This is a genomic window from Pseudomonas sp. NFACC16-2 (genome assembly GCF_900119205.1).
In the GTDB taxonomy this organism is placed as follows: Bacteria; Pseudomonadota; Gammaproteobacteria; order Pseudomonadales; family Pseudomonadaceae; genus Aquipseudomonas; species Aquipseudomonas fluorescens_Q.
In genome coordinates this window covers 155,792-175,928 of the sequence record NZ_FPIX01000008.1, presented here as the reverse complement: position 1 = coordinate 175,928, position 20,137 = coordinate 155,792, and the positions used below count along the sequence as shown (strand labels likewise).

The following is a 20,137-nucleotide window of genomic DNA, read 5'->3' as shown; positions in this document are numbered from 1 at the left end:
TACTTGATTACCACATGGCGCGTGCTTTACGGCCTGATGCTGGGACGTGCTTGTCCGGATTTAAGCTGCGAGATGGTGTTTGAGGCTTCGGAATGGAAAGCGGCCTATGTTGTGGTCAAACGGTGCCAACCGCCCTCTGTACCACCTTCTTTGGGCGAGATGGTTTTACTGGTCACAAGCCTGGGAGGCTACTTAGGGCGCAAAAATGACGGGCCTCCTGGCCCTAAGGCCATGTGGATAGGGATGCAACGAATACGCGAGTTTGTTATCGCGTTAGAAGCCCAGCGTGCGCTCATCGAGAGTTGTGTAGAACGATGAGCGCTCTGCGTGGGGATGCATCCCGTGACGCTCTGCGTCACCTTCCAGAAGCGGAACGCGGAGCGTCCCTGGCGGCATTCCCACGCAGGAGCGTGGGAACGATCGAACCGCCAGTCCCTTGTGGGAGCGAGCCTGCTCGCGATGGCGGCAATGCGGCGGGTACAGCCCTTAGAGATACCGCGCCATGATCGCGTCCACTTCACCTTCCTTGCGCAATTCATCCAGGGCCTTTTGAAGCCGGGCAACCACATCGTCAGGCACGTCCTTGTTCAAGGCCAGGTACAACTCGGCACTGTTGAAGCGCAGCACGGTCTTGAGATCGGTCACCCCTTCCTGACGCGCCAGATAACGCCCGGCAGGATCGCCAGTGGCCCATAGATCGATCTGGCCGTTGACCAGTTTCCGAGCGTTGTCCTGGTCGCGCAACACGACAATCGGGTTAAGCCCTTGCTTGGCCAATGTCTCGGCAATCGCGTCGCCCTTGTAGGCACCCACCTTGTACTGGCGCGCCTGCTCCAGCGAGCCTAGGGCGATCTTGCTATCGGCCTTGGCAAGCATGATCCAATCATCCGGACCGATGGGGCCAACCCATTTGAAAAGCTTTTCACGCTCCGGCAAACGCGCCGTGACAAACACACCGTAGCCAGGGTTTTCCAAGGCGAGTTTGTAGATCCGCTCCCAGGGGAAACGCAGCGTCAGGCTGTAGGAAATATCGGCGCGTTTGAAGACTTCGCGGAGGACGTCCACGGCAATGCCATGGATGTTCTCGTCCTGGGCGAAGTTCTTGCCGTTCTTGGCCATGTTGTACGGTGGGAAGTTTTCCGTCAGCAACACCAGCGATGTATCAGCGGCGCGGACGGTGCCTGCGAGCAACAGCGTGGCACCGGCAAAGGCAAGAACGAGGCGTTTGAGCATGTCGGGCTACCGCAATCCATGGTGTGCCCAAGAGTGCCTTGGGCCCGCCATGGTGTCCAGCGATCAGCGAATGCAGATACCGCGATGCGCCATGTAGGCCTTGGCTTCCGGCACGGTGTACTCGCCAAAGTGGAAAATGCTCGCCGCCAGCACCGCGCTGGCATGGCCTTCCAGGATGCCGTCGGCCAGGTGTTGCAGGTTGCCGACACCGCCGGAAGCGATCACAGGAATGCCCAGGGCATCGCTGATGGCGCGGGTGACGCCCAGGTCGAAGCCGTTTTTCATGCCGTCCTGGTCCATGCTGGTCAACAGGATTTCACCGGCGCCCAGGCCTTCCATCTTCTTCGCCCACTCCACGGCATCGAGGCCCGTGGGCTTGCGGCCACCGTGGGTGAAGATTTCCCAGCGCGGGGTTTCGCCCGGGCCGGAGACTTTCTTGGCATCGATGGCCACGACAATGCACTGCGAGCCGAAGTGCTGGGCCGCTTCGCCGACGAATTCCGGGTTGAACACCGCCGCGGTGTTGATCGACACCTTGTCGGCACCGGCATTGAGCAGGTTGCGGATGTCCTGCACGGTACGCACGCCACCGCCCACGGTCAGCGGGATGAACACCTGGCTGGCCATGCGCTCGACGGTATGGAGCGTGGTATCGCGGCCATCGACGCTGGCCGTGATGTCGAGGAAGGTGATCTCGTCCGCACCCTGTTCGTCGTAGCGACGGGCGATTTCCACCGGGTCGCCGGCATCACGGATGTTCTCGAACTTGACGCCCTTGACCACCCGGCCGTTGTCCACGTCCAGGCAAGGGATGATGCGTTTGGCCAGCGCCATGATGAGTCCTCAGCCTTTGTAGGAGTCGCAGAAGGCCTGGGCCTCGGCGACGTCCAGGGTGCCTTCGTAGATCGCGCGACCGGTGATCGCACCGATGATGCCCGGCGCCTTGGCGTCGAGCAGTGCCTTGATGTCACCCAGGTTGTGGATGCCACCGGAGGCGATCACCGGAATCCTGGTGGCGGCAGCCAGCGCGGCGGTGAACGGGACATTGCAGCCCTGCATCATGCCGTCCTTGGCGATGTCGGTGTAGACAATGGCAGATACGCCATCGGCCTCGAAACGCTTGGCCAGGTCGATCACCTGCACAGTGCTGACTTCAGCCCAGCCGTCGGTCGCGACGAAACCGTCTTTTGCGTCCAGGCCAACGATGACCTTGCCCGGGAAGGCGCGGCAGGCTTCGGCGACGAACTCAGGCTCCTTCACCGCCTTGGTGCCGATGATCACGTAGCTCACGCCGGCCTTGACGTAGTGCTCGATGGTTTCCAGCGAGCGAATGCCGCCGCCGATCTGGATCGGCAGGTTCGGATAACGCTTGGCGATGGCCGTGACCACTTCACCGTTGACCGGCTGCCCTTCGAAGGCGCCATTGAGGTCGACCAGATGCAGGCGACGGCAGCCGCCCTCCACCCACTTGGCGGCCATGCTCACCGGGTCATCGGAAAACACCGTGGAGTCTTCCATGCGGCCCTGACGCAGACGTACGCAAGCGCCGTCCTTGAGATCGATAGCGGGGATAATCAGCATCTGGCAAACCTTCAAATACGAATATTCAGCTTGGCTCGAAAATCAATTTTTCTCGAGCGCCCACAAGTCGCTTTCAATGCTTTCGAACCTTTCTTTAAGGTGCGTCTGCACATCGAAAATCGCCCTGTTGTAATAGTGCGGAGCAATTTCGCGGGTAAACAGGTCAAGAATCTCCGCCGCTTCGAACGAGCCCAGGTCCAGCTCGAAACGCTCCTCCATGAACCGCTGGATCTTGCGGTTCGCCTCACTCTCCTGCTCGGGCGTGAGGGTGAGGATCGGCGGTTTCTTGCGGGCCATTACCAGCGCCCGTCCCACGCTGCGAAGTTCTGCAACAGTTGCAGGCCATGGGTATGGCTCTTCTCGGGGTGGAACTGCACGGCGAAGCGCGAGCCATCGGCCAGGGCCGCGGCGAAATCGACGCCATAGTGACCGCTGCCCACCACCTGCCGCGCATTGCCGGCGGCGATGTAGTAGCTGTGCACGAAGTAGAAGCGCGCCAGATCCGGGATGTTGTGCCACAGCGGGTGATCCACCGTCTGTTTCACTTCGTTCCAGCCCATGTGCGGGACTTTCAGGTGCTCGCCGTCTTCATGCAGGTCCTTGCCGAAAAACTTCACCTGGCCTGGAAACATGGAGATGCAATCGACGCCGTCGTTCTCTTCGCTGCGCTCGAGCAAGGCTTGCATGCCCACGCAGATGCCAAGGAACGGACGGTCCTGGCTGACTTCGTGCACCAGCTTGTCGAAGCCCAGGCGACGAATCTCGGCCATGCAATCGCGAATCGCACCGACGCCGGGAAACACCACCCGGTCAGCTTCGCGAATCACGTCGGCATCGCTGGTGATCAGCACCTTGCCGGCACCCACGTGCTCGAGGGCCTTGGCCACCGAGTGCAGGTTGCCCATGCCGTAGTCGATAACCGCGACCGTCTGCATTACAGGACGCCCTTGGTGGAAGGCATCTGGCCGGCCATGCGGTCATCGAGCTCCACAGCCATGCGCAGGGCGCGGCCGAAAGCCTTGAACACGGTTTCGATCTGGTGGTGGGTGTTGTGCCCGCGCAGGTTGTCGATATGCAAGGTCACGTTGGCGTGGTTGACGAAGCCCTGGAAGAATTCCTGGAACAGGTCGACGTCGAAGCCGCCGACGGTGGCACGGGTGTACGGCACATGCATCTGCAGGCCCGGACGGCCGGAGAAGTCGATGACCACACGCGACAGCGCCTCATCGAGCGGCACGTAGGCATGGCCGTAGCGACGGATGCCTTTTTTGTCGCCGATGGCTTTGGTAAAGGCCTGGCCCAAGGTGATACCGACGTCTTCCACCGTGTGGTGGTCGTCGATATGCAGGTCGCCCTTGCTGACGATGTCCAGGTCGATCAGCCCGTGACGGGCGATCTGGTCCAGCATGTGCTCGAGAAAAGGCACGCCGATATCAAACCGGGCCTTTCCGGTGCCATCCAGGTTGATCGAGGCTTTGATCTGGGTTTCCAGAGTGTCGCGCTCGACAGACGCCTTACGTTCGGCCATCACCAGCTCCGCAAAATCATTGGGCGAAAAAGGCAGCCATTATAGGGGCGCGAGCGGCAAACAGAAACACGGGAGGTGATATCCCTGACGGGTTGTCTCCCGCGCTGTCGGCGATAGACATGTCCATACAAGCTTTCAACGTCACCCAAAAGCAAATGTGGGAGCGAGCTTGCTCGCGATAGCGGTGGATCAGCCGACCATGATGTCGACTGACATACCTTCATCGCGAGCAAGCTCGCTCCCACACAAATACGCTCCCACAAGGCTTGCCCTTACCGGATGGTCAGGGCAACGCTCTTAATGGAACAACACTGCCGTTTTCTGCAGGGTCACCCACACACCCCACGCCAACGGAATGCCCACCACCAGCCAGGCGGCGATTGCCAGGGGCTTGGTGCCCGGCGCGGCTTTCCACTCCAGCGAAGTGGTGCTGTCGGCGCCTTTGTCATGGCCCAGCGCCTGTTCGGCGGCCAGTTCTGCGTCGGTCATGAAGTACTTGTCGGCGACCGGGCGGACCAGCAGGTTGCACAGGAAGCCCAGCACCAGCAGGCCGGCGAGGATATACAAGGTGATGTCATAGGCCGCGGCACGTTCAACGCCGATGCTCAGCTGATATTCACGCAGGTAGTTCACCAGGACCGGACCCAGCACGCCCGCCGCCGCCCAGGCAGTCAGCAGACGACCGTGGATCGCGCCGACCATTTGCGTACCGAACAGGTCCGCCAGGTAGGCCGGCACAGTGGCGAAACCGCCGCCGTACATCGACAGGATGATGCAGAACGCTGCCACGAACAGCGCAACGCTGCCCAGGTGACCCAGGTTCGGGATCAGCGCGTACAGGGCAAAGCCCAAGGCGAAGAACACGAAATAGGTGTTTTTGCGACCCAGGTAATCCGAGAAGGATGCCCAGAAGAACCGACCGCCGATGTTGAACAGGCTCAGCAGACCGGTGAAACCAGCCGCGATGGCTGCGATCTGGCCCAGTTGCGCGGCATCCAGCTGACCGAAAGGCAGGTCATTGCCGAGCAATTTGCCGCCGAACACTTCCTGCAACAGTGGCGAAGCCATGCCGAGGATGCCGATACCGGCGGATACATTCAGGCACAGCACCAGCCATACCAGACGGAACTGCGGGGTTTTCCAGGCCACGTTCACGTGAACGTGGCGATGGGTGATCATCGCGTTCGCGGCTTTCTTCGGTGCCGGGGTCCAGCCTTCAGGCTTCCAACCGGTTGGCGGGACGCGGTACGACAAGGCACCACCGATCATGAACACGAAGTAGATCGCAGCCATGACCAGGAAGCTCTGCCATACGCCCACGCCTGCCGGCGAAGCGAAATGGTTCATCAGCGCAGCGGCCAGTGGAGCACCGACCATCGCACCACCGCCGAAGCCCATGATCGCCATGCCAGTGGCCATGCCGCGCTTGTCCGGGAACCACTTGATCAGGGTCGACACCGGGGAGATATAGCCCAGGCCCAGGCCGATACCGCCGATCACGCCGGAACCGATCCACATCAGCCAGATCTGGTGGGTATAGATACCCAACGCGGAAATCACCAGGCCGCCGCACCAGCACAATGCCGATACAACACCGGCCTTGCGCGGCCCGGCGTGTTCCAGCCAGCCGCCCCAGATAGCTGCCGAGCAACCCAGGAAGATGAAGAACAGGGTGTAGATCCAACCGAGCATCGAGATCGGCCAGTCACATTGGGACGAAAAGACTTGCGAGATGAAGCTCATATCCGGTGCACAGGCCACGGGCTTGGTGATCCCCAAGGCTTTGGACAGTGGCAGCCAGAACACCGAGAAGCCGTAGGCCATGCCGATGCAGAGGTGAATAGCCAGTGCGGCCGGTGGAACCAACCACCGGTTGAAACCGGGCTTGGCGATGATGCGCTCTTTGGAGAGGAACGCTGGCTGGTCGGCGATGCCGCCAGCCGTGATGCTCGTGCTCATTGTGTATCCCCCAGTTATTGGAATGGTCCGTCAGCCACGCGTCACCCTCAGCCTTCATTGCACGCAGGCATGGCTGTATTTTCTGGTGAAGCTCCATAGTGTGCGACATCAAGTCGCAGAAGGACGGACGAACGGGCAAAGGTTACCATTTGCTCGCGGCAGAAAAACCAAAGTGACATCACCTTTTTCGTGCCATCTGTCTTATCGCACGCCCGCTGGCTTTCTATAGGGGGCTAACGATTTATTTTTTCAGGAATTTCCATACCCATCGTTGTCGAGCTCATTACCGACGCCAGCTGTCAGGATCAACAGGACCTGCAGAAAATCTACCGGGATGCCCCGGCCTGGCTGTTCGACCCGTTTAGCGATGCCACACAACTGATCGAGCAATGCCTCGAGGAAGGCTCGCTGATCGCGGCACGCTCCAATGACCGACTGCTCGGCGCAGCACGCCTGCAACGGCACCAGAACGCCTGGCGCTTGTCCCACCTGTGCGTGCGAAACATTACCCGTCGCCGTGGCGTGGCTGAACGGCTGGTGAGCGAAGCTCGGCGAATGGCCGCACCAAGCGGTGCCGAGCTGCACTTGTTGGCCCCGACCGGGCATCTGCCGGCCCAGGCGTTGGCGGCCAAATTGAAATTGCCGCTGGACGAACGCTAGTTAAAGCCGAACACAAATCCCTGTGGCGAGGGAGTGAGACACGATCACCCAACGCGCCACTAATTCGGGGCGTTATACTCCCGGCTAAATTTTGAACTCAACCTACAAGGATTCGCCCATGAAAGCGTTCGGCAAAATCCTGGGTCTGGTACTTCTCGGGCTGTTGCTGATCATTGTGGCCCTGGGCTTTGCCCTGACCCACCTGTTCGATCCCAACGACTACAAAGAAGAGATCCGCCAGATAGCCCGCGACAAGGCCCACATCGAGCTGACCCTCAATGGCGACATCGGCTGGAGCCTGTTTCCGTGGCTGGGCCTTGAGTTGCACGATGCCAGCGTCGCGACCTTGGCCAGTCCGACCCAGCCTTTCGCTGACCTGCAGATGCTCGGCCTTTCGGTCCGGGTAATACCGCTGCTGCGCCGGGAAGTACAGATGAGCGATGTGCGGGTCGAAGGCCTGAACCTGCGGCTCAATCGTGACAAGAACGGGCACGGCAACTGGGAAGACATCGGCAAGGTGCCGGCCTCTGCGTCGACGGCGAACGCGCCGGCCCCCGTGCCATCCCAACAACCGACCCCGCCCGTCAGTACCCCGGCAGAAAAACCTGCCCAGCCGACCCGACTGGATATCGATAGCCTGACCGTGAACAACGCCCGGGTCGAATACACCGACGAGCAGACCGGCAAGCTGTTCACGGCCGAAAGCATCCAACTGAGCACCGGTCCGGTTCACGATTCCACCAACATTCCAGTCACCCTGACCGCATTCCTGTCCAGCAACCAGCCGGCCGTACGCGTACGCACCGAAGTGACGGGGGAACTGCGCTTCGAACGTGCCTTGAAGCGCTACAAGTTCGAAGACCTGAAACTGTCCGGCGAAGCCACCGGCGATCCCTTGCAGGGCAAGACCCTGAACTTCGCCGTCCAAGGCCAACTGTTCCTGGACAAAGCCGCAAACGTCGCCGAGTGGACCGGCATCAAGCTGTCGCTCAATCAACTGCGCGCCCTGGGTGAACTGAAGGTCAACGACCTCGACAAGACCCCGCAATTGAATGGCGGCGTGTCCATCGCCCAGTTCGACTTGGCGAAGTTCGTCGAAAGCATCGGCCAGAAACTCCCAGCCATGGCCGAAGGCAGCCTGAGCAAGGTCGAACTGTCCAGCCGCATTGCCGGTACGCCAACCAGTGTCGAGCTCAACGACATCAACCTGAAAGTGGACGACAGCAACTTCAGCGGTCGCATCGCCGTGGAGGACTTCGCCAAGCAGTCCCTGCGCGCGCAGCTCAAGGCCGACACGTTCAACGTCGACCGCTACCTGGCGCCAAAGTCCGCCGAAGCCGACAGTTCCAAGGCGGCCCGTGAGGCTGAAGTCAGCAACACCGAAGCCAGCGCCATGGCCGGTGCCGGCAGTACACCACTGCCAAGCGCCCCGACCCAGGGCGCCTGGAGTAACGATCGACTGTTTCCAGTGGAACGCCTGAGCAAGCTGGACCTCGATGCTGACCTGGCCTTCGGGCAACTGACCCTCGATAAACTGCCAATCCAGAACGCTGCGCTCAAGGCCACCGGCCGAGGCGGCCTGCTGACCCTGGAGAACCTGCGAGGCGACCTGTATAGCGGCAACTTCGAAACCAAGGGCACCCTGGACGTGCGCCAGCCTACGCCGCAACTGAGCCTGCAAACGCGCATCAATCGGGTCCCTGCCGAAAAGATCATCGAAAGCCAGGGCAAGAATCCGCCGGTCAAAGGCCTAGTCACCGTCAACAGCGCGATCACCGCCAGCGGCAATAGCCAGAAAGCCCTGATCGACAGCCTCAACGGCACCGCCGGGTTCGTCATCAACGATGGCGTGCTGCTCAATGCCAACCTCGAACAGCAATTGTGCAAAGGCATCGCTACCCTCAATCGCAAGAGCCTCAGCGGCGAACCCCGGGGCAAGGACACGCCGTTCCAGCAACTCAACGGCAATCTCACCTTCAACAATGGCGTTGCCAACAACCCGGACCTGAAAGTCCGCATCCCCGGCATGACCGTCAACGGCAACGGCGACATCGACCTGCGTGTACTGGGCATGGATTATCGCGTCGGCGTCATCGTCGAAGGCGACAAGAGCGATATGCCCGACCCGGCCTGCCAGGTCAACGAACGCTACGTCGACGTCGAATGGCCATTGCGCTGCCGCGGCCCACTGGAACTCGGCGCCAAGGCCTGCCGCCTGGACAACGACGGGCTGGGCAAGGTCGCGGCGAAACTGGCCGGCGACCGTCTCGGCGACAAGATCGATGAGAAGCTGGGCGATAAGGTCAGCCCCGAACTCAAAGATGCGCTCAAGGGGCTGTTCAAGCGATGAGAGCCGAACAGTTTTCCACCGCCGTACTGGACTGGTTCGACCGCCACGGGCGCCACGATTTGCCCTGGCAACAGGCCATCTCGCCCTATCGGGTGTGGGTTTCGGAAATCATGTTGCAGCAGACCCAGGTCAGTACGGTGCTCAACTACTTCGACCGGTTCATGGCCTCGCTGCCCACCGTTCAAGCCCTGGCCGCCGCGCCGGAGGACGAAGTGCTGCACCTGTGGACCGGGCTGGGCTATTACACCCGTGCACGCAACTTGCAGAAAACCGCGAAAATCGTCGTCGAGCAGTACGGCGGCGAATTTCCCCGTGACGTGGAAAAACTCACCGAGTTGCCGGGGATCGGCCTGTCCACCGCCGGCGCCATCGCCAGCATCAGCATGGGCCTGCGGGCACCGATCCTCGATGGCAACGTCAAGCGGGTACTGGCGCGCTTCACCGCCCAGGAAGGCTACCCAGGCGAACCCAAGGTGGCGAAACAGCTGTGGGCCACCGCCGAGCGCTTCACGCCGCAAGACCGGGTCAACGCCTACACCCAGGCGATGATGGACCTGGGCGCCACGCTCTGTACTCGCAGCAAGCCCAGTTGCCTGCTCTGTCCGCTGAAGCAAGGCTGCGAGGCCCACATGCTGGGCCTGGAAACCCGCTACCCGATTCCCAAGCCTCGCAAGGAAGTGCCCAAGAAGCGCACCTTGATGCCGATGCTGGCGAACAACGAAGGCGCAATCCTGCTTTACCGTCGCCCCTCCACGGGGCTGTGGGGCGGACTGTGGAGCCTGCCGGAACTCGACGACCTCGACGACCTGCAGCATCTGGCCCTGCAACACTCGCTGGAGTTGGGCAGCCAACAGGAAATGCCAAGCCTGGTGCACACCTTCAGCCACTTCCAGTTGGCGATCGAACCCTGGCTGGTCCGGGTCCGGGAAACCGGCCATCACGTGGCCGAGGCCGACTGGCTCTGGTATAACCTCGCCACCCCGCCGCGCCTGGGCCTTGCCGCCCCGGTCAAAACCTTGCTCGAACGCGCGGCCGCCGTAATGAACGCAGGAGAGTTGCAATGACCCGCACCATCATGTGCCGCAAGTACAAAGAAGAACTGGAAGGCCTGGAACGTGCACCGTTCCCGGGTGCCAAGGGCCAGGATATCTACGACCATGTCTCGGCCAAGGCCTGGGCCGACTGGCAGAAACACCAGACCCTGCTGATCAATGAAAAACGCCTGAACATGATGAACGCTGAAGATCGCAAATACCTTCAGGGCGAGATGGACAAGTACTTTTCCGGCGAAGATTACGCCAAGGCCGAAGGCTACGTACCGCCGTCCGAATAAGCTGTCCCGCGTGGGGGCGGATCGTAAGCGACGGTAATAATTAAATATTTTTTGAAAACGTGCTTGACGCCCCCCTGAAAAACCCGTTTAATGCGCCCCGTTGCCCAGATAGCTCAGTCGGTAGAGCAGGGGATTGAAAATCCCCGTGTCGGCGGTTCGATTCCGTCTCTGGGCACCAAATACCGAAAACCCCGATCAAGAAATTGATCGGGTTTTTTTATTGTCCGGGATTTCCTTTCTCCGCCTGATCGACTCGGCTACATTCGTCCACTCCCCCTCCAGCAAGCGAGTCGACATGGACATCACCGGCATCCCCTTTGGCACCACCGATTGGTCAACCATCGAACCCACCGAGCACAAAGGCGTCACCGGAACCGCTTATTGGCGCACCCAACAGTTCGGGAGCATCCGCGTGCGGATGGTGGAATATACGCCGGGGTACCTGGCCGACCATTGGTGCACCAAGGGCCACATCCTGTTTTGCCTCAAGGGCGAGCTCAATACTGAACTTGAAGATGGCCGGCAATTCTTGCTCAGGCCCGGCATGAGCTACCAGGTGGCCGACCAGGCCGAGCCTCATCGCTCCTCCACTTCATCGGGGGCTACGCTCTTCATAGTGGATTGAGATTCGAAGCGTCGGCGTTGAGGCTGTAGGATAGATGGCCTTATCCATCAGGAATCCGACCATGTCATCGGCGAACAAACAGCACAAGCGCAGCCAGCGCGCCAAGGCGAAAGCCAAGCAGAACCGCACTCAGCGTGCTGCTGCGCCGAACGATTTCCTCGACCCGAACGACGAGCGCATCGATCTTGAAACCGTGGACCTGACGGAGCTGTTCCAACTCATGAGTGCCGCCGAAAAGGTCAGCCAGAAGGCGATGTGCGAAGCGTTCCTGGCCCATCCACTGCTGGCGCTGGTTTTGGAACAGGAAGGCGAGGAAGAAGCGACCGACTTCATCATTACCGCATTGATCGAATACCGCCGTCTGACCACCGGCGTGGATGAACAGACCGCGCTGGACTGGGTGGAAAGCAAGCCATTCCAGGCCGATTATGTGGCCGCGTCCCAGGCGCTGGCCCAAGGCTCGATCTGACCGTCATCCCGCCAAGCGCTTTTGCGATGAAAGCGCCTGCGGTGGACGACAACCATCAGAGAAAGCTCCTACAAGCCAGGGTCAATCGACATAGGGCGGCGTCAAATCCGTCCTGCATGAATCAGCTTTTTTTCCTCCAGGCCAATCAGCCCGGTCCTGCATCATCAAAACTTCCTCTGGAGCATGCTTTGGGTCCGCCCCCTCTCAATGGCTGGACACATCGATGACTTCAATTTCACCTCAAGACGACCCGCAGCTCGCGCCACTGATCAGTGAACTCGGCCAATTGATCCAGCAGGCACGCCAGAAGGTCTTGCACGCCGTCGATACCCTGCAGGTGCAAACGTGCTGGCAGATCGGGCGACATATCATTGAGTTCGAGCAAGGAGGCGCCGAACGAGCGGCTTATGGAAAACGTCTGCTACCGTCGCTGGCGAAAGTGCTGACGGCGCGGTTTGGAAAGGGGTTTGATGCGTCTAATCTGCGCTATATGCGACTTTTTTTATCAAGCATTTCCAATGTGTGACGCACTGCGTCACGAATTGAGTTGGACCCACTATCGCCTGCTACTCCGTGTTGAAAATGACAACGCACGTCATTGGTACATGAACGAAGCCGCAACGCAAAACTGGTCCACCCGCGCCCTGGAACGCCAGATCGGCACTTTCTATTACGAACGCCTGCTGGCCAGCCGCGACAGGCCGGCGGTGGAGCAGGAGGCCCTCGTCAATCTCAAGGAACTGAACCTCGGCCCCAGGGATATCGTCAGGGATCCGGTGGTCCTGGAGTTCCTCGGGCTGCCCAATGCCGGCACTCTCCTGGAAACAGAACTGGAGCAGGCCCTGATTGACCAATTACAGGGATTCCTGCTTGAGTTGGGCAAGGGCTTCGCCTTCATCGCCCGCCAGCATCGCATCAGTACCGAAAGCAAAGACTTCTACCTCGACCTGGTCTTCTACAACTATCTGCTCAAGTGTTTTGTAATCGTCGACCTGAAACGTGGTGAGCTGAGCCATCAGGACATCGGGCAAATGGACATGTATGTGCGCCTCTACGACGACCTCAAGCGCGGCCCCGATGACAAACCCACCGTCGGCATCATTCTGTGCGCCCAGAAAGACGAATCGGTGGTGCGTTATTCCGTGCTGCAAGGTAACGAACAGCTATTCGCCAGCCAGTACCAGCTGGTACTGCCCACCGAGCAAGAGCTGAGCAGAGAACTGGATCGTGAACGCGCCCGACTTAAGGAAATGGCAACCGGGCCTGACGTCTGAGGGGAAGACAGTCGCTATCAGGATGGCGTTGCAAATTGGCAGGGGCATCATCCAGGCCCATGGCGGTAAACTGCACGCCGAAAGCCAGCCAGGCCAGGGCAGCGAATTCCGCTTTAGCGTGCCGAAAATCGACTGAGCCGGGCACTGTCCCCCTAACGAATTGGAAACCGAAGCCCAATGGCCTCACTGAACAAACAGCAAAAACGCGCCAAGCGCGCCAAAGACAAAGCCAAGCAGATCCGCATGAGCGGGCGCAAATCGATCCCGATGTATGGCGACCCGGCCCACGCCACCGCCCAGCCACCGGTCTACGTGCTGGAACTGTTCGCCAAGCTGCGCGAAGCCGAGGCGATAAGCCGCAGTGAGATGCTCGATACGCTGCTCGCGTCCCTGAGCGTGATGATCAGCGAACGCCCCCTGCTCGACCTGAAAAACGCCGAAAACGAAAGCATGGCCGCCACCAACCTGGCGGCCGACATGCTGGTGGACTACCGCATGTGGGTCGATGACATGGACCGCGAGACGGCGCAGCGCTGGCTCAGCACCCCGGAGTTCATCCAGGACTTCAGCGAGGCGCTGGACCGTTATCGCCAGTCGATGGAAGAACCGGCCAGCGAATAAACCAGCCGGTTATTCGTCACCGTTCCAATGGAACACCAGGTTGCGCGCGGCGCCGCTGCCGATGTCGGCGGTGTCGCGCCGCGCCTCACCGTTGCGTGTCGCCACCACGGTGTACTTGCCCGGCGGCAACTGTACGTAAACCAACGGTCCCGCCTCATCCAGCGTCAGCAGCACTTGCCCCGCCGCGTTCTGGACGACGACATGCACATCCGGGATGTACTTGTTTTCCGGGCCAACCGCGAACGTCATGTGCAAGTTGTAACCCTGGGCCTGCCCGATGGCCCGGGCTTCATCCTCGCCAATGCCACCGGACAAGTAGGTGATGCCGTTCTGTTGCTGCGGCTGGGCCTGCACGCCGGCACTGTCTATCGGGGCCAGGCTGGTGGCGTTGAGCATAATCGGGAACAACAGCATGCCGAGCAGAAGGAAGGGCAACAAAAAGTAATGGTTATGCTTCATGGCGAGGACTCCAGGTACTGGAAACAGCTCATGAGTTCTCTTTTGATTGTGGTTACACGCCAAGGTTTAGATCTATTGGCGATGAACGGAATCAGAAAACCATTCATCGCAACGCATATCCGGCTGACATATCCCCGCATGGTTCTATGCTTAGTTTGAATTTCCAAGAGGGACTGCACATCGAACAAGCCACCTTTTTCATGAGTAATTGCAGCCAGGCCGTCCGGCTACCCAAAGCAGTTGCGATGCCAAACGATGTAAAGCGTGTAGACGTGATTGCCATAGGCAGAGCACGCGTCATCACACCCGTTGGCGAAGCGTGGGATAGCGGGTTCGATGGAGACTCCGTGACAGCAGATTTTATGGCAGAGCGTGAACAGCCTGCCGATCAGGAGCGCGAGCCTGTCTGGGTTCTGTGCCCGGCTTGAAGTTTTTGATTATGAAGGCGCAGCGCATACCGGAATGATCCGAGCCGAGCTGGCAAAAATTGGCAAGCCGATCGGCCCCTACGACCAAATGATCGCAGGCCATGCCCGTTCTCGAGGGCTGATCGTAGTGACCAACAATCGAAGGGAATTTGATAGAGTCCCGGGCCTGCGCATCGAGGACCGGATCACAGCGACGACGCCAGGGTTATAACTTCGGGGGGCTTGAAGTTAAAATACCGCTCCATCAAGGCTCCTGTGGAAGTAGCTCGCGATGGGGCCATCAATCCTCATCTTTGTTGGCTTCTGCCATCGCGAGCAAGCTCGCTCCCACAGATTTCATGACTCTTTTTTCAACAAAATAACGGAACCACGCCCATGGCCTCCGCGAACAAGCAACAAAAACGCGCCAAGCGTGCAAAAACAAAAGCCAAGCAACTACGCGTCAGTCGTACAAAGCCTGCTGCCGTGGCGTTTGATCTTCCTGAGTACGACGATCCGTACTTCCTGGATGCCCTGCAAGACGAACTCGCAGAACGCCCAAGAGACTTCTTGTCGCTGTTTTATGAGATGCATGACGCCGAAGAAGAGTCGGGGCGCATTGACATGATGAGCAGGATGCTCGGATTAATCTTTGTGATGACGAGTGAACAGCCCGAGCTTCTGAATCGTGAAAATGCCGAAAACGAAACCGCGGCCGTCCAAAACCTGGTCGAAAATACCCTGATCGCTTATCGAATGTGGGCTGACGATATCGATCGGGAAGCAGCGGAGCTTTGGCTTCACAGCCCTGAAGTACAGGCGGATTTCGAAATTGCACGAGCCAGCTTCAAAGAGGCTCTCAAAATACTGTGGGATCTCGAGGACGCTCCCGAGTAACCCAACAGACTTTTGATCGCGGCAACGCTCATCCGATTAACCCTTCCAACCCCCGCCCAAAGCTGGCACCATCGCGCCTTTTTTTACGCGACTCCCCGGACTTTTCACCGGTAAACCAGGTTCAAACGGCCGTTCGGTTGTTGAAGGCGCGACAGTCTGCTGTGCCGATGCGACAACCTGCCGCACATCATTGGTTTACCCCCCGTAGCGCTGTTGGCTGCCATTCGGACGCATGCTAGCTTGGCCGCCTCGCCAAGGAAGGCAGCCAACAGCAAGGGAGCACATACCATGAGGACCGCACATGGCCCAGGCCACGCCCGCGCTTGAAATCCGCAATCTGCACAAACGCTACGGACAGTTGGAGGTGCTCAAAGGCGTCTCGCTGACCGCCCGCGACGGCGATGTGATCTCGATCCTCGGATCCTCCGGGTCCGGTAAATCCACATTCCTGCGCTGCATCAACCTGCTGGAAAACCCCAACCAGGGCCAGATCCTGGTGGCCGGCGAAGAGCTCAAGCTCAAGGCCGCGAAAAACGGTGAACTGGTCGCCGCCGACGGCAAACAGATCAACCGCCTGCGCAGCGAGATCGGTTTTGTCTTCCAGAACTTCAACCTTTGGCCGCACATGAGCGTGCTCGATAACATCATCGAAGCGCCGCGCCGGGTGCTTGGCCAAAGCAAGGCCGAAGCCGTCGAAGTGGCCGAAGCTCTGCTGGCCAAGGTCGGTATCGCCGACAAGCGCCACGCCTACCCGGCCGAACTGTCTGGCGGCCAGCAACAACGCGCGGCCATTGCTCGCACACTGGCGATGCAGCCCAAGGTGATTCTGTTCGACGAACCCACCTCCGCCCTTGACCCGGAAATGGTCCAGGAAGTACTTAGTGTGATCCGCGCCCTGGCCGAAGAAGGACGCACCATGCTGCTGGTCACCCATGAAATGGGCTTCGCCCGTCAGGTTTCCAGCGAAGTCGTGTTCCTTCATCAAGGCTTGGTCGAGGAGCAAGGATCGCCACAGCAGGTCTTCGAGAACCCGCTTTCGGCGCGCTGCAAACAATTCATGTCCAGCAACCGCTAACGGAGCAGTACACATGCAGAGCTACAAGAAATTCCTCCTGGCCGCAGCGGCCGGCCTGGTCTTCTCGGCCAGCGCCATGGCGGCCGAAAAAATGAAGATGGGCATCGAAGCGGCCTATCCGCCGTTCAACAACAAGGATGCCAGCGGCCAGGTCGTGGGGTTCGATAAAGACATCGGCGACGCCCTGTGCGCCAAGATGAAAGTCGAGTGTGAAGTGGTCACTTCCAACTGGGACGGCATCATTCCCGCCCTGATGGCCAAGAAGTTCGACTTCCTGATTTCTTCGCTGTCGGTCAACGACGAGCGCAAGCAAGCCGTGGACTTCACCGATCCTTACTACTCCAACAAACTGCAATTCATCGCACCGAAAAACGTCGACTTCAAAGTCGATAAAGAATCTCTCAAGGGCAAGGTCATCGGGGCACAGCGCTCTACCCTCGCCGGCACCTGGCTGGAAGACGAACTGGGCAGCGATATCACCGCCAAGCTCTACGACACCCAGGAAAACGCCTACCTGGACCTGACCTCCGGCCGCGTCGACGCGATCCTGGCCGACAAATACGTGAACTACGACTGGCTGAAAACCGAAGCTGGCCGTGCTTACGAATTCAAGGGGGACCCGGTGGTGGAAGGTGACAAGATCGCCATTGCGGTGCGCAAGGGTAACGACGAGCTGCGCAACAAGCTGAACGCCGCACTCAAGGAAATCCTTGCCGACGGGACCTATAAAAAGATCAACGACAAGTACTTCCCGTTCAGCATCTATTGATACTGACGTGCCTGGCCGGCGCAGCCGTCTGGCAGCGCCGGCCCTTAGCAAAGCCTGCCGCGATATGAATTCTTACCCATGATGATCGATCTCTACGGATTCGGCCCGGCGCTTGCCGCCGGCGCGCTGATGACCGTCAAATTGGCACTCACGGCCCTCTGCCTGGGGCTGGTGCTCGGCCTGCTCGGCGCCTTGGCCAAGACCTCGCCGTACAAGCCGCTGCAATGGCTAGGCGGCACCTATTCGACGCTGGTTCGCGGCATCCCGGAATTGCTCTGGGTGCTGCTGATCTATTTCGGCACCGTCAACCTGCTGCGTGCCCTGGGTGAGTATTTCGGCAACCCCGATCTCACCCTCGATGCCTTCGCCGCTGGTGTCATTGCCCTGGGCCTGTGTTTTGGCGCCTACGCCACGGAAGTGTTTCGCGGCGCGATCCTGGCGATCCCCAAAGGCCACCGTGAGGCCGGTGTCGCCCTGGGCCTGTCGAAGTGGCGGATCTTCACTCGGTTGATCATGCCGCAGATGTGGCGCATTGCCCTGCCCGGCCTGGGCAACCTGTTCATGATCCTGATGAAAGACACCGCGCTGGTCTCGGTGATCGGCCTGGAAGAAATCATGCGCCATGCGGAAATCGGCGTGACCGTGTCCAAGCAACCGTTCACTTTCTATATGGTCGCGGCGTTCATGTACCTGGGCCTGACGGTGCTCGCCATGATCGGCATGCACCTGCTGGAACGACGCGCCGCCCGTGGATTTACCAGGAGTACCCAATGAACTGGGACGTCATCATCAAGTGGCTGCCCAAGCTGGCCCAAGGCGCGACACTGACCCTGGAGCTGGTGGCCATCGCCGTGCTCGCCGGGCTGCTGCTGGCGATTCCACTGGGCATCGCGCGCTCTTCGCGCCTGTGGCAAGTGCGGGCATTGCCCTATGCCTACATCTTCTTTTTCCGTGGCACGCCGCTGTTGGTCCAGCTGTTTTTGGTCTACTACGGCCTGGCGCAGTTCGAAGCCGTGCGCAGCAGTGCAATGTGGCCGTACCTGCGGGACCCGTTCTGGTGCGCCACGGCCACCATGACCCTGCACACCGCTGCCTACATCGCCGAGATCCTGCGCGGTGCGATCCAGGCCATTCCCCGTGGCGAGATCGAAGCTGCACGGGCCCTGGGCATGTCGCGGCCCAAGGCGTTGTTCTACATCATGCTTCCCCGTGCCGCGCGCATCGGCCTGCCGGCCTACAGCAACGAAGTGATCCTGATGCTCAAGGCCAGCGCCCTGGCGAGTACCGTGACCTTGCTTGAACTCACCGGCATGGCCCGCACCATCATTGCCCGGACCTACCTGCCGGTGGAGATTTTCTTTGCGGCCGGCATGTTCTACCTGCTGATGTCCTACCTACTGGTGCAAGGCTTCAAGCAGCTGGAGCGCTGGTTGCGCGTCGATGCCTGCCAAGGGCGCTGACTGCGACGTGCTGACGGGCGAGGCTCTGCTCGCCCGCTTCACGGCGCTGGATACTTTTCTCACGGCGCACCAGGCACTGTGGAAACCGCGTCCGTTCACCCATCTGCAACTGCCTTGGGAAACGTCCCACCCGGAATTGTCCCGATGGCTACGCCAGCGCCCGCTGGAAGCTGCGGAAAACGACCATCATCAGCCGTGGTTGATGAAAGACGCGCCGGCGCCATTCCCGGAATTGGCCGCTATCTCCCGGGCATTGAGCGCTGTCGCAGAATTGCCGGCCAGCACGCTCGAAGCGCCAAGCCATCGCCTCAACGTCGACGTGCCCGGGCGCAAATGGCAGCAGATCGAAGCCTTCGCCAGCCGCCTGCACTTCACCACCCAACCGACCCATTGGCTCGATTGGTGCGCCGGCAAAGGCCACCTCGGTCGACGCCTGCTGCAGGCTGAACAGCAACTGACTTGCCTGGAGTATGACCCCGCACTGGTCGCCAGCGGCCAACAACTGAGCCTGCGCCATCACCTGCCCGCCACACACCTGCAACAAGATGTGCTGGCGGCGGACGCCACCCAGGCGCTCCATCCCGGACACACGCCAGTGGCCCTGCACGCCTGTGGCGACCTGCATGTGCGCTTGATACACCTGGCCAGCGCCGCTGGCTGTGCCCAACTGGCGATCGCGCCCTGCTGTTACAACCGCATCAGCAGCGAGCGTTATCAAGCGCTGTCCGACGCGGCCAAGGGCTCAGCCCTACAGCTGTCGCTCGACGATCTCAGCCTGCCGCTGACCGAAACCGTCACCGCTGGCGCGCGCGTCAGAAGACAACGGGACCAATCCATGGCCCGGCGCCTGGGCTTCGACCTGCTGCAACGGCACATCAGAGGGTGCGACGACTACCTGTCCACCCCCTCACTGCCCAGCGCCTGGCTGGAAAAATCCTTCGCCCAATACTGCACCGATCTGGCAACCCTGAAAGACTTATCCACAGTTGGTACGCCTGATTGGGTCGCCCTGGAAGCAGCGGGCCATCAACGCCTGGCCGAGGTGCGCAACCTGGAGTTGCTGCGAGGCCTTTTCCGACGACCGCTAGAGCTTTGGCTGGTACTGGACCGGGCGCTTTTCCTCACTCAAAAAGGCTACGACGTTCGCCTCGGCACCTTCTGCGAAACCCCGCTGACGCCGCGCAACCTGCTGTTGCTGGCAGAGCGTCGCCGAGACGAAACAGCCTGTGGATAACTCTGTTGATGAAATAAACTCGGATCCAAGAAATCCGTGATTTCCTGACCGAATCAGCATTGGTCATTTTTTGTTCATATGGATAAAAAACCATGAAAACAGGCATTTGCGATGAAACGCGAAAGCGGTCACAAAATCGCAAGATGCCTTGCGTCTCTTCCTGCCCGTTGTGCATAAGCGTCTAAGCAAAACGACATAACCGC

At 59.9% G+C, this 20,137-nt stretch carries 23 protein-coding genes, 1 tRNA gene and 2 pseudogenes; 18 read left to right on the top strand and 8 right to left on the bottom strand.

Translation table 11 applies throughout. The annotated features are described in order from the left end of the window. Positions 1-318 (top strand): IS4 family transposase (locus BT116_RS09990; RefSeq protein WP_305883630.1); only part of this gene is annotated, 318 nt, incomplete at its 5' end. Between the two features lie 168 nt (positions 319-486). On the opposite strand, the gene BT116_RS09985 is transcribed toward BT116_RS09990, so the two are convergent. From BT116_RS09985 to BT116_RS09955, 7 genes are all read right to left on the bottom strand, one after another. Then, a complete protein-coding gene (locus tag BT116_RS09985) occupies positions 487-1,233 on the bottom strand; it encodes a substrate-binding periplasmic protein (RefSeq protein WP_072342863.1) in 747 nt (248 codons plus the stop codon). A 63-nt stretch (positions 1,234-1,296) separates the two neighbouring features. Continuing rightward, positions 1,297-2,067 (bottom strand): imidazole glycerol phosphate synthase subunit HisF, encoded by a 771-nt coding sequence (gene hisF / locus BT116_RS09980; protein ID WP_003196830.1) that lies wholly within the window; start codon positions 2,065-2,067, stop codon positions 1,297-1,299. A gap of 9 nt (positions 2,068-2,076) precedes the next feature. After that, a complete protein-coding gene (gene hisA, locus BT116_RS09975) occupies positions 2,077-2,814 on the bottom strand; it encodes a 1-(5-phosphoribosyl)-5-[(5-phosphoribosylamino)methylideneamino]imidazole-4-carboxamide isomerase (protein WP_063323366.1) in 738 nt (245 codons plus the stop codon). A 42-nt stretch (positions 2,815-2,856) separates the two neighbouring features. Next, a complete protein-coding gene (locus BT116_RS09970) occupies positions 2,857-3,111 on the bottom strand; it encodes a DUF2164 domain-containing protein (RefSeq protein WP_003186749.1) in 255 nt (84 codons plus the stop codon). Continuing rightward, positions 3,111-3,749, bottom strand: coding sequence for an imidazole glycerol phosphate synthase subunit HisH (gene hisH, locus BT116_RS09965; protein ID WP_072342861.1), 639 nt, complete (start codon positions 3,747-3,749; stop codon positions 3,111-3,113). The genes BT116_RS09970 and hisH overlap by 1 nt, the downstream gene beginning before the upstream one ends. Next, positions 3,749-4,342: an imidazoleglycerol-phosphate dehydratase HisB gene (gene hisB, locus BT116_RS09960; RefSeq protein ID WP_003186751.1), complete on the bottom strand. Its 594-nt coding sequence runs from the start codon at positions 4,340-4,342 to the stop codon at positions 3,749-3,751. The genes hisH and hisB overlap by 1 nt, the downstream gene beginning before the upstream one ends. Before the next feature lie 297 nt (positions 4,343-4,639). Next, positions 4,640-6,301 (bottom strand): OFA family MFS transporter, encoded by a 1,662-nt coding sequence (locus BT116_RS09955; RefSeq protein ID WP_072342858.1) that lies wholly within the window; start codon positions 6,299-6,301, stop codon positions 4,640-4,642. A 261-nt stretch (positions 6,302-6,562) separates the two neighbouring features. Between BT116_RS09955 and BT116_RS09950 the strand changes: the two genes are divergently transcribed. The 9 genes and pseudogenes from BT116_RS09950 (at position 6,563) to BT116_RS09910 (ending at position 13,633) form a co-directional block, all read left to right on the top strand. After that, complete coding sequence (locus BT116_RS09950) at positions 6,563-6,961, top strand: acetyl-CoA sensor PanZ family protein (RefSeq protein ID WP_072342856.1); 399 nt, start codon at positions 6,563-6,565, stop codon at positions 6,959-6,961. A gap of 118 nt (positions 6,962-7,079) precedes the next feature. Beyond that, positions 7,080-9,311 (top strand): AsmA family protein, encoded by a 2,232-nt coding sequence (locus BT116_RS09945; RefSeq protein WP_072342853.1) that lies wholly within the window; start codon positions 7,080-7,082, stop codon positions 9,309-9,311. After that, positions 9,308-10,375, top strand: coding sequence for an A/G-specific adenine glycosylase (gene mutY, locus BT116_RS09940; RefSeq protein ID WP_072342851.1), 1,068 nt, complete (start codon positions 9,308-9,310; stop codon positions 10,373-10,375). The genes BT116_RS09945 and mutY overlap by 4 nt, the downstream gene beginning before the upstream one ends. Beyond that, complete coding sequence (locus BT116_RS09935) at positions 10,372-10,644, top strand: oxidative damage protection protein (protein WP_003196814.1); 273 nt, start codon at positions 10,372-10,374, stop codon at positions 10,642-10,644. The genes mutY and BT116_RS09935 overlap by 4 nt, the downstream gene beginning before the upstream one ends. 102 nt (positions 10,645-10,746) lie before the next feature. After that, a tRNA-Phe gene (locus BT116_RS09930) sits at positions 10,747-10,822 on the top strand. A 117-nt stretch (positions 10,823-10,939) separates the two neighbouring features. Further along, the gene (locus BT116_RS09925; RefSeq protein ID WP_063323371.1) at positions 10,940-11,269 is read left to right on the top strand and encodes a DHCW motif cupin fold protein; all 330 of its coding nucleotides are present in this window, start codon (positions 10,940-10,942) and stop codon (positions 11,267-11,269) included. A gap of 61 nt (positions 11,270-11,330) precedes the next feature. Continuing rightward, positions 11,331-11,738 (top strand): hypothetical protein, encoded by a 408-nt coding sequence (locus tag BT116_RS09920; RefSeq protein ID WP_072342849.1) that lies wholly within the window; start codon positions 11,331-11,333, stop codon positions 11,736-11,738. 223 nt (positions 11,739-11,961) lie between these two features. Then, a pseudogene (locus tag BT116_RS09915) lies at positions 11,962-13,012 on the top strand (YhcG family protein). A 177-nt stretch (positions 13,013-13,189) separates the two neighbouring features. Then, positions 13,190-13,633, top strand: coding sequence for a hypothetical protein (locus BT116_RS09910; protein WP_072342846.1), 444 nt, complete (start codon positions 13,190-13,192; stop codon positions 13,631-13,633). A gap of 9 nt (positions 13,634-13,642) precedes the next feature. Here the strand turns inward: BT116_RS09910 and BT116_RS09905 are convergent, their stop codons facing one another. Beyond that, positions 13,643-14,092, bottom strand: coding sequence for a peptidase associated/transthyretin-like domain-containing protein (locus BT116_RS09905; RefSeq protein ID WP_072342843.1), 450 nt, complete (start codon positions 14,090-14,092; stop codon positions 13,643-13,645). A gap of 179 nt (positions 14,093-14,271) precedes the next feature. On the opposite strand from BT116_RS09905, the gene vapB reads away from it, so the two are divergent. From vapB to BT116_RS09865, 8 genes and pseudogenes are all read left to right on the top strand, one after another. Then, the gene (gene vapB / locus BT116_RS09900; RefSeq protein ID WP_072342878.1) at positions 14,272-14,520 is read left to right on the top strand and encodes a type II toxin-antitoxin system VapB family antitoxin; all 249 of its coding nucleotides are present in this window, start codon (positions 14,272-14,274) and stop codon (positions 14,518-14,520) included. After that, a pseudogene (locus BT116_RS09895) lies at positions 14,489-14,731 on the top strand (PIN domain-containing protein); the annotation flags it as partial. The gene vapB and the pseudogene BT116_RS09895, both read left to right, overlap by 32 nt. Before the next feature lie 164 nt (positions 14,732-14,895). Then, positions 14,896-15,396: a hypothetical protein gene (locus tag BT116_RS09890; RefSeq protein ID WP_072342840.1), complete on the top strand. Its 501-nt coding sequence runs from the start codon at positions 14,896-14,898 to the stop codon at positions 15,394-15,396. Between the two features lie 301 nt (positions 15,397-15,697). Continuing rightward, entirely contained in the window at positions 15,698-16,471 is a 774-nt protein-coding gene (locus BT116_RS09885) for an ABC transporter ATP-binding protein (RefSeq protein WP_014336086.1), read from the top strand. A 13-nt stretch (positions 16,472-16,484) separates the two neighbouring features. Continuing rightward, positions 16,485-17,240, top strand: a complete 756-nt coding sequence (locus BT116_RS09880; RefSeq protein WP_072342838.1) for an ABC transporter substrate-binding protein — start codon at positions 16,485-16,487, stop codon at positions 17,238-17,240. 78 nt (positions 17,241-17,318) lie between these two features. Beyond that, positions 17,319-18,014 (top strand): ABC transporter permease, encoded by a 696-nt coding sequence (locus BT116_RS09875; protein ID WP_063323379.1) that lies wholly within the window; start codon positions 17,319-17,321, stop codon positions 18,012-18,014. Further along, a complete protein-coding gene (locus BT116_RS09870; protein WP_063323380.1) occupies positions 18,011-18,700 on the top strand; it encodes an ABC transporter permease in 690 nt (229 codons plus the stop codon). Before BT116_RS09875 ends, BT116_RS09870 begins: the two co-directional genes overlap by 4 nt. Continuing rightward, positions 18,681-19,934 (top strand): methyltransferase, encoded by a 1,254-nt coding sequence (locus BT116_RS09865; protein WP_072342835.1) that lies wholly within the window; start codon positions 18,681-18,683, stop codon positions 19,932-19,934. Before BT116_RS09870 ends, BT116_RS09865 begins: the two co-directional genes overlap by 20 nt. The last annotated feature ends 203 nt before the right edge of the window (positions 19,935-20,137 follow it).

Coding starts and splice junctions, on each gene's coding strand:
- BT116_RS09985 (WP_072342863.1), bottom strand. CDS start 1,233: ATGCTCAAACGCCTCGTTCTTGCCTTTGCCGGTGCCACGCTGTTGCTC.
- hisF (WP_003196830.1), bottom strand. CDS start 2,067: ATGGCGCTGGCCAAACGCATCATCCCTTGCCTGGACGTGGACAACGGC.
- hisA (WP_063323366.1), bottom strand. CDS start 2,814: ATGCTGATTATCCCCGCTATCGATCTCAAGGACGGCGCTTGCGTACGT.
- BT116_RS09970 (WP_003186749.1), bottom strand. CDS start 3,111: ATGGCCCGCAAGAAACCGCCGATCCTCACCCTCACGCCCGAGCAGGAG.
- hisH (WP_072342861.1), bottom strand. CDS start 3,749: ATGCAGACGGTCGCGGTTATCGACTACGGCATGGGCAACCTGCACTCG.
- hisB (WP_003186751.1), bottom strand. CDS start 4,342: ATGGCCGAACGTAAGGCGTCTGTCGAGCGCGACACTCTGGAAACCCAG.
- BT116_RS09955 (WP_072342858.1), bottom strand. CDS start 6,301: ATGAGCACGAGCATCACGGCTGGCGGCATCGCCGACCAGCCAGCGTTC.
- BT116_RS09945 (WP_072342853.1), top strand. CDS start 7,080: ATGAAAGCGTTCGGCAAAATCCTGGGTCTGGTACTTCTCGGGCTGTTG.
- mutY (WP_072342851.1), top strand. CDS start 9,308: ATGAGAGCCGAACAGTTTTCCACCGCCGTACTGGACTGGTTCGACCGC.
- BT116_RS09935 (WP_003196814.1), top strand. CDS start 10,372: ATGACCCGCACCATCATGTGCCGCAAGTACAAAGAAGAACTGGAAGGC.
- BT116_RS09925 (WP_063323371.1), top strand. CDS start 10,940: ATGGACATCACCGGCATCCCCTTTGGCACCACCGATTGGTCAACCATC.
- BT116_RS09920 (WP_072342849.1), top strand. CDS start 11,331: ATGTCATCGGCGAACAAACAGCACAAGCGCAGCCAGCGCGCCAAGGCG.
- BT116_RS09910 (WP_072342846.1), top strand. CDS start 13,190: ATGGCCTCACTGAACAAACAGCAAAAACGCGCCAAGCGCGCCAAAGAC.
- BT116_RS09905 (WP_072342843.1), bottom strand. CDS start 14,092: ATGAAGCATAACCATTACTTTTTGTTGCCCTTCCTTCTGCTCGGCATG.
- BT116_RS09890 (WP_072342840.1), top strand. CDS start 14,896: ATGGCCTCCGCGAACAAGCAACAAAAACGCGCCAAGCGTGCAAAAACA.
- BT116_RS09885 (WP_014336086.1), top strand. CDS start 15,698: ATGGCCCAGGCCACGCCCGCGCTTGAAATCCGCAATCTGCACAAACGC.
- BT116_RS09880 (WP_072342838.1), top strand. CDS start 16,485: ATGCAGAGCTACAAGAAATTCCTCCTGGCCGCAGCGGCCGGCCTGGTC.
- BT116_RS09875 (WP_063323379.1), top strand. CDS start 17,319: ATGATGATCGATCTCTACGGATTCGGCCCGGCGCTTGCCGCCGGCGCG.
- BT116_RS09870 (WP_063323380.1), top strand. CDS start 18,011: ATGAACTGGGACGTCATCATCAAGTGGCTGCCCAAGCTGGCCCAAGGC.
- BT116_RS09865 (WP_072342835.1), top strand. CDS start 18,681: ATGCCTGCCAAGGGCGCTGACTGCGACGTGCTGACGGGCGAGGCTCTG.